The following is a 15,894-nucleotide window of genomic DNA, read 5'->3' as shown; positions in this document are numbered from 1 at the left end:
AACGGTCCGCCTCCTGCACCTTCCCCGCTGGAGGCGGACCGCCGCTTTTCCAGCCGTTAGGGTGGGGCGCTGTCCAGCAGCCTCCGAGGGAACACCACCCCCGGACCCTCCCCCCGACTCCGTCCGGGGGGACCCCCAGGCCGGAGGGCCCGTACAGCGATGTCCCTGCACAGCCAGTCGGCGGCCTCGTACCAGGCCCCCGCCACACCCGAGTTCCCCCGGCACGTCGTCACCGCGGTACTCGTCGCCCACGACGGCGACCGCTGGCTGCCCCGGACACTCGCCGGCCTCCTCGGCCAGGAACGCCCCGCGCAGAACCACGTCGCCGCCGACACCGGCAGCGCCGACACCTCCGCGCGGCTGCTCACCGAGGCCTTCGGGGACGACCGCGTCCTGCACCTGGCCCGACGCACCGGCTTCGGCGCCGCGGTCGACGAAGCCGCCCGCACCGCCGGCACCCTGCCCCCCGAGGACCTCCCGTACCTCAAGCGCCCCAGCGGCTGGGACCCCGTCAGCCGCACCTGGCGCGACGACGCGTACGACCTCCCCGAACTGCCCCACGGCGAACCGGTCCAGTGGCTCTGGCTCCTCCACGACGACAGCGCCCCCGAACCCGACGCCCTCACCGAACTGCTGCGCGTCGCCGACGACAACCCCGACGCCGCCGTCATCGGCCCCAAACTGCGCGGCTGGTACGACAAGAAGCAGCTCCTCGAAGCCGGCGTCACCATCGCCCGCAGCGGCCGCCGCTGGACCGGACTCGACCGGCGCGAACAGGACCAGGGCCAGCACGACCAGGTCCGCCCCGTCCTCTCCGTCTCCACCGCCGGCATGCTGATCCGCCGCGACGTCTACGACGCCCTCGGCGGCTTCGACCGCCGCCTGCCCCTCATGCGCGACGACGTCGACCTCTGCTGGCGCGCCCAGAGCGCCGGCCACACCGTCCTCGTCGCCCCCGACGCCGTCATGCGCCACGCCGAGGCCGCCGCCCGCGAACGGCGCACCGTCGACTGCGCCGGCCGGACCAGCGCCAGCCCCCACCGCGTGGACAAGGCCGGCGCCGTCTACACGATGCTCGCCAACAGCTCCGGCCGCGCCCTGCCGTACGTCCTGCTGCGCGTCCTGCTCGGCACCGTGCTGCGCACCCTCGCCTACCTCATCGGCAAGGCCCCCGGCCAGGCCGTCGACGAGATCACCGGCCTCCTCGCCACCCTCCTGCGCCCCGGCCGCATCCTCGCCGCCCGCAGGCGCCGCCGCCGGCCCGTCGTCCCCGGCGCCGAACTGCGCCCGCTCTTCCCGCCGCCCGGCGCCTCCCTGCGGGCCAACGCCGAACAGCTCGCCGGCTACTTCGCCGACGGCCGCGACAGCGACCCCGCCCCCGCCGGCCGGCACGGCGGAGGCAGCATCCTGAACGCCCCCGGCGAAGAGGACTTCCAGGAGACCGAGCGCTTCGCCCGCCTCAAGCGGATCGCCCGCAACCCCGCGCCCGTCCTCTTCGCGCTCCTCCTGCTCCTCTCCCTCGGGGCCTGCCGCGCCCTCATCGGCGGCGGCTCCCTCATGGGCGGCGCCCTGCTCCCCGCCCCCGACAGCGGCCCCGACCTCTGGCGCGCCTACACCGACGGGTGGCAGGCCGTATCCACCGGCTCCACCGCCGACGCACCCCCCTACCTCGCCGTCCTCGGCGCCTTCGCCACCCTCCTCTTCGGCTCCACGCAGGCCGCCCTGACCCTGCTCCTCGTCGGCTCCGTCCCCCTCGCCGGCCTCACCGCCTACTTCGCCTCCCGGCCGCTCGTCGGATCCCGGCTGCTGCGCGCCTGGGCGGCCATCGCCTACGCCTTCCTGCCCGCCGTCACCGGAGCCCTCGCCGGCGGCCGCCTCGGCACGGCCGTCCTCGCCGTCCTGCTGCCGCTGATCGCCCGCTCCGCCGTCGCCGCCTTCGGCCTCGGGGCCGAGGACCGCGGCGGCCGGCGCGCCGTGTGGACGTACACCCTCCTGCTGACCCTGGCCACCGCCTTCACGCCCGTCGTCTGGCCGCTCGCCGCCGTACTGGGCGCGGCCGCGCTGGGTCTGCGCCTCGTGCGCTCGAAGACGCAGCCGGGGAAGTCCCCATGGAAGACGTACGCGGCGCGGTTGCTCGCCCCCCTCGTCGTCCCGGTCCTCGTCCTCGCCCCCTGGTCGCTGGGCCTGTTCACCCACCCCGGCCGACTCCTCGACGAAGCCGGACTGCCCTACGGGGCCGGCTCCGCCACCGCCCTGGACCTGCTCGGCACCAGCCCCGGCGGCCCCGGCACCACCGGCGGCCTGCTGCTCGCCGGCCTCGTCCTCGCCGCCCTCGCCGCCCTGCTGCGCACGGACCGCCGGTTCGCCGTCCGCGCCGCCTGGGCCGTGGCCCTCACCGCCCTGCTCCTCGCCGTCGTCCTCAACCGCAGCGGCTGGGCCGGCCCCGCCACCCTCGTCTACGGACTGGCCCTGCTGGCCGCCGCCGCGCTCGGCGCGGACGGCGCCAGGGAACGCGTCGCCGCCCGCAGCTTCGGCTGGCGCCAGCCGCTGGCCGCGCTCGTCGCCCTGGCCGCCGCGGCCGGACCGCTGCTCGCCGCCGCTGCCTGGGTGATCGCGGGCGCCGACGGCCCGCTCCAGCGCCGCGACCCCGTACAGGTCCCCGCCTTCGTCGCCGACGCGGGCGGCGACGACAACCAGACCCGCACCCTCGTCCTCGCCCTGGACCGGCCCGGCACCGTCTCCTACAGCCTCGTGCGCGGCTCCGGCGGCCGCCTCGGCGACGCCGAGACCGCCGCCCGGACGGGCAGCGACCCCCGCCTCGACAAGGTCGTCTCCAACCTCGTCGCCGGCTCCGGCGCCGACCAGTCCAGCCAGCTGAGCGCCTACGCCATCCGGTTCGTCATGTTCCGCCCCGGCGGCCCCGCGGAGATCCGCCGCGTCCTCGACGCCACCCCCGGCCTCAGCCGCCGCCACCAGCAGGACGGCACCGCGCTGTGGGGCGTCGAACCCTGGCTGCCCCGTGCCGTCATCGTCTCCGGCAAGCAGGGCGAAGCCCCGATCCCGGTCCCCGCGGGCCCCGTGGAGGCCCACGGAAAGATCCCGGCCGGCGAGGCGGGCCGCACGCTGCGCATCGCCGACCGCGCCGACTCCGGCTGGCAGGCCACCCTCGACGGCCACGCCCTCAAGCCCAAGACCCTCGACGGCTGGGCCCAGGGCTTCGAGCTGCCCGCCGAAGGCGGCCACCTCGACCTCGTCCACGAGGACTCCGTCGTCAAGGCCGCCTGGCACTGGACGCAGGGCCTCCTCGCCCTGGTCCTGCTGGTGATGGCCCTGCCCGGCCGCCGCGAGCGGCTCGACGACGACCTCCCCGAGGAAGAGGCCGCGATCCCCGCCCAGCCCGGCCCCGGCGAACCCGGCGAAGGCCGCCGCGCCCGCCGGCTGCGCGCCGAAGCCGAGCCCGCACCCGCCCCCGTGGAGGCCGCCGTGGCCGCCGACCCGTACGCGGAGATCCCGGCGCAGCCGGCCTACGGCCAGGAGACGTACGCCTACCCGTCCTACGGCGACCAGGGCGGCTACGCCTACGGGCAGCAGCAGCCGTACGAGGAGCAGTACCAGCAGGGCTACGAGCCCCCGTACCCGCCGCAGCAGCAGCCGGACCAGCAGCAGTACCCGTACCCGTACCCGTACGAGCAGTACGAGGCCTACGACCCCCACGCACCGCACGACCCGCGTCCCGACGGGAGCCCCCAGCAGTGAAGCAGCGCGCACCCCTGACGCTGGCGGCCGTGACCGCGGCGCTGGCCGCCCTCACCGGCATCGCCTCCCTCACCGCCCCCTCCCCCGAGGGGAAGGCGGCCGACGGCACGGCGGCCGCCGCGTCCCGGATGCCGGTGGAGCGGTCCCTGCTGGTGTGCCCGGCGCCCAGCTCCTCGGACATCGCCGACACCACCTACACGGCCTTCACCCCCGGTGCGGCCGCCCCGGCCGAGGGCAAGGGCACGGCCCGGCTGCTCGGCGCCACCAAGGAGGCCAAGCCGGTACTGGAGTCCAAGGAGGTCGGGAAGCCCTTCGGAGCGACCGCCTCCGGCGCCGACGCGCCCGCGCTGACGGGCAGCGCCGACGGGATCCTCGCCCCGGGCTGGACCGCGCAGCAGACCACCAAGGTCTCCGTCGGCCGGGCCCGCGGCGTCCTCGGCGTCGGCTGCACCGCACCCGGCACCGACTTCTGGTTCCCGGCCGTCGGCACGGCCAAGGGCCGCGAGGACTACCTCCACCTCACCAACCCCGACGACGCCGCGGCCGTCGTCGACATCAAGCTCTTCGGCCCCGACGGGCTGGTCAAGGCCGAGGCGGGCACCGGCGAGGGCATCCGGATCGACCCCAAGTCCGGCAAGTCCGTCCTGCTCTCCTCCCTCGTCCCGGGAGTCCAGCTCGCGGACGCCACCGCCCACGTCACCACCCGGGCCGGCCGGGTCGGCGCCTCGGTACAGGCCGCCGAGGAGGGCGTCGGAGCCGACTGGCTGCCGGCCTCCGCGGACCCGGCGGGCTCACTGGTCCTGCCGGGCATCCCGGCCGACGCCGCCTCCGTCCGGCTGGTCGCCTTCGCCCCCGGCGAGGAGGACGCGGACCTGAAGATCCGGCTGGCCGGGCCCGGCGGCCCCATCACACCGGCGGACAACGAGCAGCTGCACGTCAAGGCCGGCATGACGGCGAGCGTCGACCTCAAGGACGTGACGCGCGGCGAACAGGGCTCCCTGGTGCTGACCCCGGCCGATCCCAAGCGGGCCACGCCGGTGGTCGCGGCGGTACGGGTGGTCCGCGGCAGCGGCGCCAAGCAGGAACTCGGCTTCGTCCCGGCCGCCGGACCGGTGGGCCCGCGGGCCACCGTGGCCGACAACCGGCCCGAGGAGAACGCGACCGTACTGACCCTCACGGCGCCCGGGGACAAGGACGCGAAGGTCAAGGTGACGGCCTCGCCCGGCACGGGCGGCGGGGAGGCGGCCTCCAAGGAGGTCACCGTCAAGGCGGGCACGACACAGAAGGTCGACATCGCCCCGGCGGGTGCCAAGGGCTCCTACGCCCTCACCGTCGAAACCCTCTCCGGCGGCCCGGTCCACGCCTCCCGCACTCTGTCCCTTCCGCACGAGGGCATCGCGATGTTCACCGTCCAGACCCTGTCCGACGACCACTCCACGGTCTCGGTCCCCCGGGCCACCGAGGACCTCTCGGTCCTGACCCGGTAGCCCGCCGGCGTTCGAGGCGCGGGGGCTCGGGGGCTCGGCGGCGAGCCCCCGCAGTGGCGCCGCACGGCGCGGAGGGGCTCCGCTCAGTCCTGCCCGTAACGCGGATCGACGGTCTCGGGCGACAGCCCCAGCAGCTCCGCCACCTGTTCCACCACGATCTCGTGCACCAGCAGGGCCTTCTCGTCCCGCGTCTTCGTACGGATCTCCACCGGCCGCCGGAAGACCACGATCCGCGCCGGCCGGCCCTCGCGGGCCTCGTGGAGCCCGCCCAGCGGCACCGCCTCGTCGTTCCAGCCGCCGTCCGGACCGCCCGGCGGGCCCGGCACGTCACCGACCAGGAACTCCACCTCGGCCAGCTGCGGCCAGCGCCGCTCCAGCCGCTCCACGGAGTCCCGTACGAGGTCCCCGAACAGCTCCGACCGGCTCGCCGACAGCGGCACCTGCGGCGGCGCCACCGGCCCGCGCATCCCCCGTCCGTGCCGGTCGCGGCGGCGCGGCCGCGGCTCGACGGGGGCCCCCACGGGGGGCTCTGAGGGGCGGGAAGGCAGGGGGCTGTCGGTCACCCCCGCAGGGTAGCCCTCGGCACGACACGGGGGAGTGAGGGGCGGGAGAGTCGTCGCGGCCCGGTCAAGAGTGCGGTACCGTCCAACGTCGTGAGCCTTGTACGTCGCTGTTCGCGCACCGCGTGCGGCCGCCCTGCCGTCGCGACACTGACGTACGTCTACGCCGATTCGACCGCAGTTCTCGGCCCGCTCGCCACCTACGCCGAACCCCACTGCTACGACCTGTGTGCCGAGCACTCGGAGCGCCTGACCGCCCCGCGCGGCTGGGAGGTCGTCCGCCTGTCCGACGGGTCCGCGCCGTCGCGCCCGAGCGGTGACGACCTCGAAGCCCTCGCCAACGCGGTACGCGAAGCCGCCCGCCCGACGGAGCGCGCGGCCGAGGCGGGAGGGTCCGGGCAGAACGGCCGGTCCACCGGCGAGACGCGCCGCGGACACCTGCGCGTCCTGAGATCGCCCGATTCCTGACAGTCGGCTCATCTGAAGAGCCGCTCCGGGTACAGGGTAGGTTGACCGGACCGGACAGAACCTTCAGGAGGGCAGGCAGTGGCCGCAGATCTTTCGAACATCGTCAAGGCGTACGACGTGCGTGGCGTCGTGCCGGACGAGTGGGACGAGTCACTGGCGGAGCTGTTCGGTGCGGCTTTCGTCGAGGTCGTCGGTGGCTCGGCGATCGTGGTGGGCCATGACATGCGGCCGTCGTCGCCGGGCCTGTCGGCGGCGTTCGCGCGGGGCGCGGCAGCACGCGGAGTGGACGTCACCCTGATCGGCCTGTGCTCGACGGACCAGCTGTACTACGCCTCGGGCTCGCTGAACCTGCCCGGCGCGATGTTCACGGCCTCTCACAACCCGGCCAAGTACAACGGCATCAAGCTGTGCCGGGCGGGCGCGGCCCCGGTGGGCCAGGACACCGGCCTGTCGCAGATCCGCGCGCTGGTGGAGAAGTGGTCGGACGAGGGCGCCCCGGCGATCCCCGCCGACACGGTCGCGGGCAAGGTCACGGAGCAGGACACCCTCACCGGCTACGCCGACCACCTGCGCGGCCTGGTGGACCTGACCGCGATCCGCCCTCTCAAGGTCGTCGTCGACGCGGGCAACGGCATGGGCGGCCACACGGTCCCCACGGTCTTCGAGGGCCTGCCCCTCGATCTGGTCCCCATGTACTTCGAGCTGGACGGCACGTTCCCGAACCACGAGGCCAACCCCCTCGACCCGAAGAACATCGTCGACCTCCAGGCCCGGGTGATCGCCGAGGGCGCGGACCTCGGCATCGCGTTCGACGGGGACGCGGACCGCTGTTTCATCGTCGACGAGCGCGGCGAGGGGGTGTCCCCGTCGGCGATCACGGCGCTGGTGGCGGCCCGCGAGCTGGCCCGCAACGGGGGCACGGGCACGGTGATCCACAACCTGATCACCTCCTGGTCGGTGCCCGAGGTGGTCCGTGAGAACGGCGGTACCCCGGTCCGCACCCGGGTGGGCCATTCCTTCATCAAGGAGGAGATGGCGAAGACGGGTGCGATCTTCGGTGGTGAGCACTCGGCGCACTACTACTTCAAGGACTTCTGGAACGCGGACACGGGCATGCTGGCCGCGCTCCACGTCCTGGCGGCCCTGGGCGGGCAGGACGGCCCGCTCTCCGGCCTGACGGCCGCGTACGACCGTTACGCCGGTTCGGGGGAGATCAACTCGACGGTCGCCGACCAGGCGGACCGCCTCGCCGCGGTCAAGGCCACCTACGGGGGCCGTGAGGACGTCACGCTGGACGAACTGGACGGCCTGACGGTCACGGGTGGCGACTGGTGGTTCAACGTCCGCGCCTCCAACACGGAGCCCCTCCTGCGCTTGAACGTGGAGGCCCGCGACGAGGCGACCCTGTCCAAGATCCGCGACGAGGCCTTGGCCCTCATCCGCGCCTGACGCCCCTGGGACCCCGGCGGGACCACATCCAGCCCCGCCGGCGTTCGCGGCGCGGGGTCCGGGGCGGAGCGCCGGCCGCGGCGCCGCACACGAGAGCCGGCGGGACCACATCCAGCCCCGCCGGCGTTTGAGGCGCGGGTCCGGGCGGAGCCCGGTACCCGGCGGAGCCGGGTGTCCCCGGGGCGGAGCCCCGGCCACGGCGCCGCACCGGCACAACGACACGACCCGGGCCGGCCCGGAACCCCGGCACACTCCAGGCCGCACCGGAGGTGACTCGGCGGTACGCTGACCACGCCCCACCCGCACCCCCGAAGGGAACCCGCCCCCATGCCGCTCGAAGCCGGTCTGCTCGAGATCCTCGCCTGCCCCGCCTGCCACGCGCCCCTCGAGGACAAGTCGGCCGACGAGACGGCCCCCGAGCTGCTCTGCACCGGCCAGGACTGTGGCCTCGCCTACCCCGTCCGTGACGGCATCCCGGTACTCCTCGTGGACGAGGCCCGCCGCCCCGCCTGAGCGCCACCACGCCGCGCGACGCGCAGACTGGTTCCGTCACACAACAGCCGGAGGCCGCCATGCTCGACGAGTCGCTTCTCGACGCACCGGACGATCTCGCCCGCGCCGACCGGCGGGGCCTTCTCCGAGGTGCCGCCGAGGCCGGCGCCAGAGTCCGCACCGCGGCCCGGCACGCGGCCGAAGCCGGGCTCGGAGACCTGCGCCCCGACGGCCGCCCCCGCGCCGTCCTGATCGCGGGCCCCGGCACCGCGGCCACCGGCGTCGCCGACCTGCTCGGCGCCCTCGCCGGAGCGTCCGCGCCCGTCACCCGCCTGCACCCCACCGGCGTCGCGCACGCCGCCGGCGCCCTGCGCTGGACCCTGCCCGGCTGGTCCGGCCCGCTCGACCTGCTGCTCATCGCCACCACCGACGGCACCGAGCCCGGGCTCGGCGTCCTCGCCGAACAGGCCTACCGGCGCGGCTGCACGGTCGTCGCCGTCGCCCCCGAACGCTCACCGCTGAGCGAGGCGGTGGACGGCGCGCACGGGCTCCTCGTACCGATGGCCAAGGCGCCGTACCAGGAGTACGACGAGTCCGCCGCGGCCGGCCCGGGCGCGCTGTGGGCGCTGCTGACGCCCCTGCTGCTGCTCCTCGACAAGGTCGGCCTGCTCACCGCGGCCCCCGACACCCTCCAGCTCGTCGCCGACCGGCTCGACCGCACCGCCGAACGCTGCGGCCCCGCCATCGCCACCTACTCCAACCCGGCCAAGACCCTCGCCGCCGAGCTGGCCGACTCCCTCCCCCTCATCTGGAGCGAGGGCGACGGCGCCGGCCCCGCAGGCCGCCGCTTCGCCGCCACCCTCGCCGAGCTCGCCGGCCGCCCCGCACTGGCCGCCGCGCTCCCCGAGGCACTCCCCGCCCACGGTGTCCTGCTCGCCGGCTCCTTCGCCGCCGGCGCCGATCCCGAAGACTTCTTCCGTGACAGGGTCGAAGAGCCCCAGGCTCTGCGCGCCCGCGTCGTCCTGCTGCGTGACCGGCCGGCCGGCGGCCTGACCGCCGCCCCCGCCGCACGCGAGCTCGCCCTCAGCCACGACACGGCCGTCAGCGAGCTCGAACCCGAGGAGGGCATGGAGCTGGAACAGCTCGCCGAGCTCCTCGCCGTCACGGACTTCGCCACCGCCTACCTGGCGTTGGCCTCCGGGGGACACAGCTGAGGTACACCCCCGTGCCCGGCGCTATCCAGGAAGACGACGATGGACCGCCTGACCAACACCATTCGCCCCTACGCCTGGGGTTCGACCACCGCCATTCCCTCCCTGCTCGGCGTCGAACCCACCGGTGAACCCCAGGCCGAGATGTGGATGGGGGCCCACCCTGCCGCGCCTTCCCGCCTCGACCGCGGCCACGGTGAGACGGCCCTCTCGGACGTTATCGCCGCCGACCCCGAGGGCGAGTTGGGCGCCCCCACCGTCGCCAGGTTCGGCCCGCGGCTGCCCTTCCTCCTCAAACTGCTCGCCGCCGGCGCGCCCCTCTCCCTCCAGGTCCACCCCGACCGCGCCCAGGCCGAGGCGGGGTTCGAGGACGAGGAACGCCGCGGGGTCCCCATCGACGCGGCCCACCGCAACTACAGGGACCCCCACCACAAGCCCGAAATGCTGTGCGCCCTCACCCCGTTCGACGGACTGTGCGGCTTCCGCCCCCCGGAACAGGCCGCCGACCTGATCGAAGGCCTCGGCATCGGCTCCCTCAAGCCGTACGCCGACCTGCTGCGCGCCCACCCCGTGGACGCCGCGCTGCGCGAGGTCCTCACCGCCATCCTGACCGCCGACCGCGAGGAGATGGCCCACACCGTCACCGAGGCGGCGGCCGCCGCGGACCGCCTCGGCGGCCCGTACACCCCGTACGCCTCCCTGGTCCATGACTACCCGGGCGACCCGGGGGTCATCGCGGCCATGCTGCTCAACCACTTCCGACTCCAGCCCGGCGAGGCCGTGTTCCTCGGCGCGGGCGTCCCGCACGCCTACATGAAGGGCCTCGGCGTCGAGTTGCTGGCCAACTCCGACAACGTGCTGCGCGCCGGGCTCACCCCCAAACACGTGGACGTGCCCGAGCTGCTGAAGATCGTGAAGTTCGAGCCGGGGGACCCGCACGTGCTGCGCCCCGAAGGCGACGGCGAGGAGGTCTACGAGACCCCCATCGAAGAGTTCCGGCTCTCCCGCTTCGTCCTGGCGCCGGGCGCGGCCGCCCGCACGATCCCGGCGGACGCCCCGCAGATCCTGCTCTGCACCGCCGGTTCCCCGCACCTGGGCGAACTGACCCTGGTTCCGGGCGACTCGGTGTGGGTAAAGGCGGGCGAAAAGGCCGAACTGTCCGGTACGGGCACCGTCTTCCGCGCCACCGTGCTGGTCTGACGTAGCGTCCACGGTGGCGGCTGCGACAATGTGCGGCCGGTAGTCAGTGGCTAGGAAGGACACCCTGCACCCATGAGCGCGTCGGGCGGTACCAAGGCGATCGTGGCGGCACTCGCCGCCAACCTCGCCATCGCTGTAGCCAAATTCGTGGCGTTCCTCTTCAGCGGCTCCTCGTCGATGCTCGCGGAAAGCGTCCACTCGGTGGCCGACTCCGGGAACCAGGGGCTGCTCCTCCTCGGCGGAAAGAAGGCCCAGCGCGAGGCCACGCCCCAACACCCCTTCGGGTACGGGCGCGAGCGCTACATCTACGCCTTCCTCGTCTCCATCGTGCTGTTCTCGGTCGGTGGCATGTTCGCCGTCTACGAGGGCTACGAGAAGATCAAGCACCCGCACGAGATCGAGGCCTGGTACTGGCCGGTCGGCGTCCTCGTCTTCGCGATCATCGCCGAGGGCTTCTCCTTCTTCACGGCCATCAAGGAATCGAACGAGACCCGCGGCGACCTGTCCTGGAAGGACTTCATCCGCCGCGCCAAGGCCCCCGAGCTGCCCGTGGTCCTCCTGGAGGACCTCGGCGCACTCGTCGGCCTGGTCCTGGCCCTCGCGGGCGTCGGTCTCGCCCTGCTGACCGGTGACGGCGTCTGGGACGGCATCGGCACCCTCTGCATCGGCATCCTGCTCATCGCCATCGCGATCGTCCTCGCCGGGGAGACCAAGTCCCTGCTGCTCGGCGAGTCCGCCGGCACCGAAGAGGTCGAGAAGATCAAGGCCGCGGTCATCGACGGCGAGACCGTCACCGGTCTGATCCACATGAAGACCCTCCACCTCGGCCCGGAGGAACTCCTCGTCGCCGCCAAGATCGCCGTCCAGCACGACGACACCGCCACCGAGGTGGCCGACGCGATCAACGCCGCCGAGGCCCGCATCCGCGCCGCCGTCCCGATCGCCCGGGTGATCTACCTGGAGCCGGACATCTACCGCCCGGCGGCCAAGACCGGCCTGACCAAGTAGTCCCCCCGGCCGTTGGGAAAGCCCCCGCGAGTGACAGCCCGCGGGGGCTTTCCCGTACCGAGGGGGTCTCGTCGGTCAGGCCGGATCAGCGAGACGCCCCGCCCGGGCCGGGGTCGACGTGTACCGCACCCCACACGGGCAGGGCCGGCGCAGGCTTCCTCCGACGCGCCACCAGGGCCGCGACCCCGAGCCCCGCGCCGACGAGGAAGAGCGGGATCGCACAGAGGGCGACGGCGCCGGCCGCCAGATACGCGACGGGCGCCTCGATCGCCCTGCCGAGCACGGCGGAAACCGCGACCGTGCCCTTGCCCTCCTCATCGGGGTTGAAGGAGGAGTCGTTGGAATTGCCCCGGTTGTCGCCCATCAGGAAGACGCGGCCGGTGGGAACGGTGACGTCGAACGGGACGGCCGCCGGAACCGCCCGGTTCAGGAGGTAGGGCTCGGCGAGCGGCTCGCCGTTGAGCCGGAGCGCCGACTCGCCGCGCGTGTAGGAGATCCGGTCCCCGCCGACGGCCACGACCCGCTTCAGCGCCGGCCCGCCGGGGACCCACGGAACCGATACGAGTACGACGTCGCCGCGCCGGACGTCCGCGAGCGGACCGCCCTCGAACCAGACCCGTTCGCCGGGCACGTAGGAGGGCCGCATCGAATCGCCGCCCATCCGCCTCATGTCGTAGCCGTGCTGCGGGGTGGACACGACTCCGTAGGCCGAGGTGCCCACCACCCCGAGTGCCCCGAGGACCAGCAGCACGATGGCCCAGATTCCCCGTCTCCGCCCCGGCCTGCGTTCCATGAGCCATCCCCTCCCGAACGTGTAGGTGCGCGGGCAGCGTACGGAACGCCGCCGGGCCCCTCACCGCCAGGGTGGTCAGGGGCCCGAGCAGGAGGTGGGGCTACCGGATCTCGCGCAGCACGTCCAAGACGGCCCGCTCGTCCGGGGCGGAGCCCAGCCGGTCCCGGAAGCCGCCGTCCATCAGCTTGCGCGACAGCAGCGCCAGGATCCGCAGGTGCTCGTCCCCGGCCGCGGCCTCCGGCACCGAGATCATGAACACCAGCCGGGCCTTCGTCCCGTCCAGCGCGCCCCACTCGATGCCCCGGTCGGACCGGGCGAAGCCCACCGTGGGCCGGGTGACCGCGTCCGTCTTGGCGTGCGGGATCGCGATCGACTCGCCGAGGCCCGTCGTGCCCTGCGCCTCCCGCGCGAGGGCGACCCGTACGAGCTCGTCCACGTCCCGGACGTTGCCGGTGCCGGCCAGCATCTCCGCCATCTCGCGGATCGCGGCCTCCTTGGTCCCCGCGGCCAGCTCCGTCCTGACGGTCTGCTCGGTCAGGTAGCCGGACAGTACCTCCGGCGGCCCGTCCGGGGCAGCGCCCGGGGCGTCCGCCCGCGTCCGTACGGAAGTTCCGGCGGCCCCCGCGCCGGTGCCCGCCCCCACACCGGCCAGGACCGGCTCGGGCGATACGGACACCCGCGGCTCGGCCCGGCCGCTCCTGCGCTCCTTGATGTCGATCAGCGCGTTCGTGGTCAGCGCCGTGACGACCGTCCCCGCCGCGATCGCGACGAAGAACATGGCGACCCCGCTGACGGCGCCGAACAGCGAGACGATCGGGCCACCGTGCGGCACCGAGTCCCCGACCCCGGCCAGGCCCGCGATCGCACCGGCCACGGCGCCGCCCAGCATGTTCGCCGGGATGACCTGCGCCGGCCGCGCCGCGGCGAAGGGGATGGCGCCTTCCGAGATGCCGAAGAAGCCCATGAACAGCGCGGCCACGCCCGTCTCCCGCTCCTGGTCGCTGTACAGCTTGCGGCGCAGCAGCGTCGCCAGGCCCTGGCCGAGCGGCATGACCGGGATCGCGGCCGCGGCCATGCCCATGACGTGGTTGTTGGTGCCGATCAGGCCCACCGCGACGAGGAAGGCCGTCTTGTTGACCGGGCCGCCCATGTCGAAGGCGATCATCAGCCCGATCAGGGCGCCGAGCACGATCGCACTGGAGCCGGTCATCCCGTTCAGCCAGTCGGTCAGGTGGGTGAAGACCCAGGAGATGGGCTGCCCGATCACGTAGATGTAGAACAGGCCCAGAGCCAAGGTCGAGACGATCGGGATCACGATGATCGGCATGATCGGCTGGACGAACTTCGGGACCTTGACCTTCTTGATCCAGACGACCAGATAGCCGGCCAGGAAACCGGTCGCGATCGCGCCCAGGAAACCCGCGTTCGCGTCGGCCTTGTAGAGGGTCGTGGCATCGGCGGCGAGGAAGCCGCCGATCATGCCCGGCACGAGCGCGGGCCGGTCGCCGAGGGCGTAGGCGATGTAACCGGAGAAGATCGGCAGCATCAGCTTGAAGCCGAGACCGCCCAGGGCGTTCACGTAGAACCAGAAGCTGCCCTCGTCGAAGGTGATGCCCTCGGAGGTGCTGTGCCCGCCGAGGGCGATCGAGAGGGCGAGCAGCAGACCGCCGACGACCACGAACGGGATCATGTGCGAGACGCCGTTCATCAGCGCCTTGTACGCGACCCCCCGCTCCCGCCCGCCACCGCCGGCGGCACCGCCACCACCGCCGGTCGCCGCGGCCGTCCCGCTCTGCACGGGCGCGCTCCGCACCCGCTCGATCAGCTCCTCCGGCTTGTGGATGCCGTCCGCGACACCGGTGGACAGGACCCGCTTGCCGGCGAAGCGCCCGCGGTCGACCTCCGTGTCCGCGGCGATGATGATCCCGTCCGCCTCGCTGACATCGTTGTCAGTGAGCACGTTCTCGGCCCCGATGGATCCCTGGGTCTCCACTTTGATGTCGATACCGAGGCGCTCGGCGGCCTGCTGGAGCTTCTCCGCGGCCATGTAGGTGTGTGCGATCCCCGTGGGGCACGCGGTCACGGCGAGCAGCTTCGGGCGCTTCGGCCCGCTCGCGCCCCCGCCTGCGGGAGGGCCTGCCGGAGTAGTCACTGGAATCTCCTTCACGCCAAGGGACCTGCTTCACGCCAAGGGACCTGCGGGATGCGGATGGCGCGGACGGCCCCGCACGTCTCGCAGAGGCCGCGCACGGATCGCGCACGTGTTCCGATCCACCGGCCATCCTTCCCCGGACAAGGGGTTGATCAAAAGTCCGAAAGGCCCCGAACGTGACGCCGGAAGACCCCGGCCGACGACACGGCGCGATGTGCGGTCGACTGGGGCACGCTGCGCCGATCGGTGTAGATTCGTCATCAGTGTCAGACGTCGCTGCTGATGGCGGTCGGGCGGTCTTCGCGACCGGCCGAGGGGAGAGAGGGCCTCCGACGGACTGTGCTCGGTGCTTCGTCCCCCGGGACGGCGCACGGCTCAGCCGTACCCACCCTCTCGAACCATGAGGAGCAGCACGCATGGACTTCAAGGTCGCAGACCTTTCCCTTGCCGCTTTCGGCCGCAAGGAGATCACGCTGGCCGAGCACGAGATGCCGGGCCTGATGTCGATCCGCGCCGAGTACGCGGAGGCCCAGCCCCTGGCCGGCGCGCGCATCACCGGCTCGCTGCACATGACCGTGCAGACGGCCGTGCTCATCGAGACCCTCGTCGCGCTCGGCGCCGAGGTCCGCTGGGCCTCCTGCAACATCTTCTCCACCCAGGACCACGCGGCCGCCGCCATCGCGGTCGGCCCGAACGGCACCCCGGAGAACCCGCAGGGCGTCCCCGTCTTCGCCTGGAAGGGCGAGACGCTGGAGGAGTACTGGTGGTGCACGGAGCAGGCGCTGACCTGGCCGAACACCCCCACCGGCGGCCCGAACATGATCCTCGACGACGGTGGTGACGCCACCCTCCTCGTCCACAAGGGCGTCGAGTTCGAGAAGGCGGGCGCCGCCCCGGACCCGTCCACGGCGGACTCCGAGGAGTACGCCCACATCCTCACCCTGCTCAACCGCACCCTCGGCGAGAGCCCGCAGAAGTGGACGCAGCTCGCGTCCGAGATCCGCGGCGTGACCGAGGAGACCACGACCGGTGTCCACCGCCTCTACGAGATGATGGCTGAGGGCACCCTGCTCTTCCCGGCGATCAACGTGAACGACGCCGTGACCAAGTCGAAGTTCGACAACAAGTACGGCTGCCGCCACTCCCTGATCGACGGCATCAACCGCGCCACCGACGTCCTCATCGGCGGCAAGGTCGCGGTCGTCTGCGGTTACGGCGACGTCGGCAAGGGCTGCGCGGAGTCCCTGCGCGGTCAGGGCGCCCGTGTCATCGTCACCGAGATCGACCCGATCTGCGCCCTGCAGGCGGCGATGGACGG

General features: G+C 73.5%; 12 protein-coding genes. 9 read left to right on the top strand and 3 right to left on the bottom strand.

Translation table 11 applies throughout. From position 1 onward, the window contains the following. Positions 1-159 precede the first annotated feature (159 nt). Both ACIP5M_RS32445 and ACIP5M_RS32440 read left to right on the top strand, forming a co-directional pair. Entirely contained in the window at positions 160-3,756 is a 3,597-nt protein-coding gene (locus ACIP5M_RS32445) for a glycosyltransferase family 2 protein (protein ID WP_401203572.1), read from the top strand. Further along, positions 3,753-5,243, top strand: a complete 1,491-nt coding sequence (locus tag ACIP5M_RS32440; protein ID WP_401203569.1) for a DUF5719 family protein — start codon at positions 3,753-3,755, stop codon at positions 5,241-5,243. Before ACIP5M_RS32445 ends, ACIP5M_RS32440 begins: the two co-directional genes overlap by 4 nt. 83 nt (positions 5,244-5,326) lie before the next feature. Here ACIP5M_RS32440 and ACIP5M_RS32435 read toward each other — a convergent pair whose 3' ends face one another. Further along, complete coding sequence (locus ACIP5M_RS32435) at positions 5,327-5,806, bottom strand: metallopeptidase family protein (protein WP_401203566.1); 480 nt, start codon at positions 5,804-5,806, stop codon at positions 5,327-5,329. Positions 5,807-5,896: 90 nt separating this feature from the next. On the opposite strand from ACIP5M_RS32435, the gene ACIP5M_RS32430 reads away from it, so the two are divergent. The 6 genes from ACIP5M_RS32430 to ACIP5M_RS32405 all read left to right on the top strand — a co-directional run bounded on the left by ACIP5M_RS32430 (position 5,897) and on the right by ACIP5M_RS32405 (position 11,631). Then, a complete protein-coding gene (locus ACIP5M_RS32430; RefSeq protein ID WP_401203563.1) occupies positions 5,897-6,271 on the top strand; it encodes a DUF3499 domain-containing protein in 375 nt (124 codons plus the stop codon). A 78-nt stretch (positions 6,272-6,349) separates the two neighbouring features. Beyond that, positions 6,350-7,720, top strand: coding sequence for a phosphomannomutase/phosphoglucomutase (locus tag ACIP5M_RS32425; protein ID WP_401203560.1), 1,371 nt, complete (start codon positions 6,350-6,352; stop codon positions 7,718-7,720). A 327-nt stretch (positions 7,721-8,047) separates the two neighbouring features. Further along, complete coding sequence (locus tag ACIP5M_RS32420; protein WP_401203557.1) at positions 8,048-8,233, top strand: Trm112 family protein; 186 nt, start codon at positions 8,048-8,050, stop codon at positions 8,231-8,233. Positions 8,234-8,292: 59 nt separating this feature from the next. Continuing rightward, positions 8,293-9,426, top strand: a complete 1,134-nt coding sequence (locus ACIP5M_RS32415) for an SIS domain-containing protein (protein ID WP_401203554.1) — start codon at positions 8,293-8,295, stop codon at positions 9,424-9,426. 39 nt (positions 9,427-9,465) lie between these two features. Continuing rightward, positions 9,466-10,623, top strand: coding sequence for a mannose-6-phosphate isomerase, class I (gene manA, locus ACIP5M_RS32410; protein ID WP_401203551.1), 1,158 nt, complete (start codon positions 9,466-9,468; stop codon positions 10,621-10,623). A gap of 72 nt (positions 10,624-10,695) precedes the next feature. Further along, entirely contained in the window at positions 10,696-11,631 is a 936-nt protein-coding gene (locus tag ACIP5M_RS32405) for a cation diffusion facilitator family transporter (RefSeq protein ID WP_401203548.1), read from the top strand. Between the two features lie 85 nt (positions 11,632-11,716). Here the strand turns inward: ACIP5M_RS32405 and lepB are convergent, their stop codons facing one another. Then, entirely contained in the window at positions 11,717-12,424 is a 708-nt protein-coding gene (gene lepB, locus ACIP5M_RS32400) for a signal peptidase I (protein ID WP_401203545.1), read from the bottom strand. A 100-nt stretch (positions 12,425-12,524) separates the two neighbouring features. After that, entirely contained in the window at positions 12,525-14,576 is a 2,052-nt protein-coding gene (locus ACIP5M_RS32395; RefSeq protein ID WP_401203543.1) for a fructose-specific PTS transporter subunit EIIC, read from the bottom strand. A gap of 416 nt (positions 14,577-14,992) precedes the next feature. Between ACIP5M_RS32395 and ACIP5M_RS32390 the strand changes: the two genes are divergently transcribed. Then, the coding region (locus tag ACIP5M_RS32390) for an adenosylhomocysteinase (protein ID WP_401203540.1) at positions 14,993-15,894 on the top strand (902 nt) is incomplete at its 3' end.

Source organism: Streptomyces sp. NPDC088762 (assembly GCF_044750905.1).
Lineage (GTDB): Bacteria > Actinomycetota > Actinomycetes > Streptomycetales > Streptomycetaceae > Streptomyces.
This window is presented reverse-complemented; position numbering and strand designations above follow the sequence as displayed.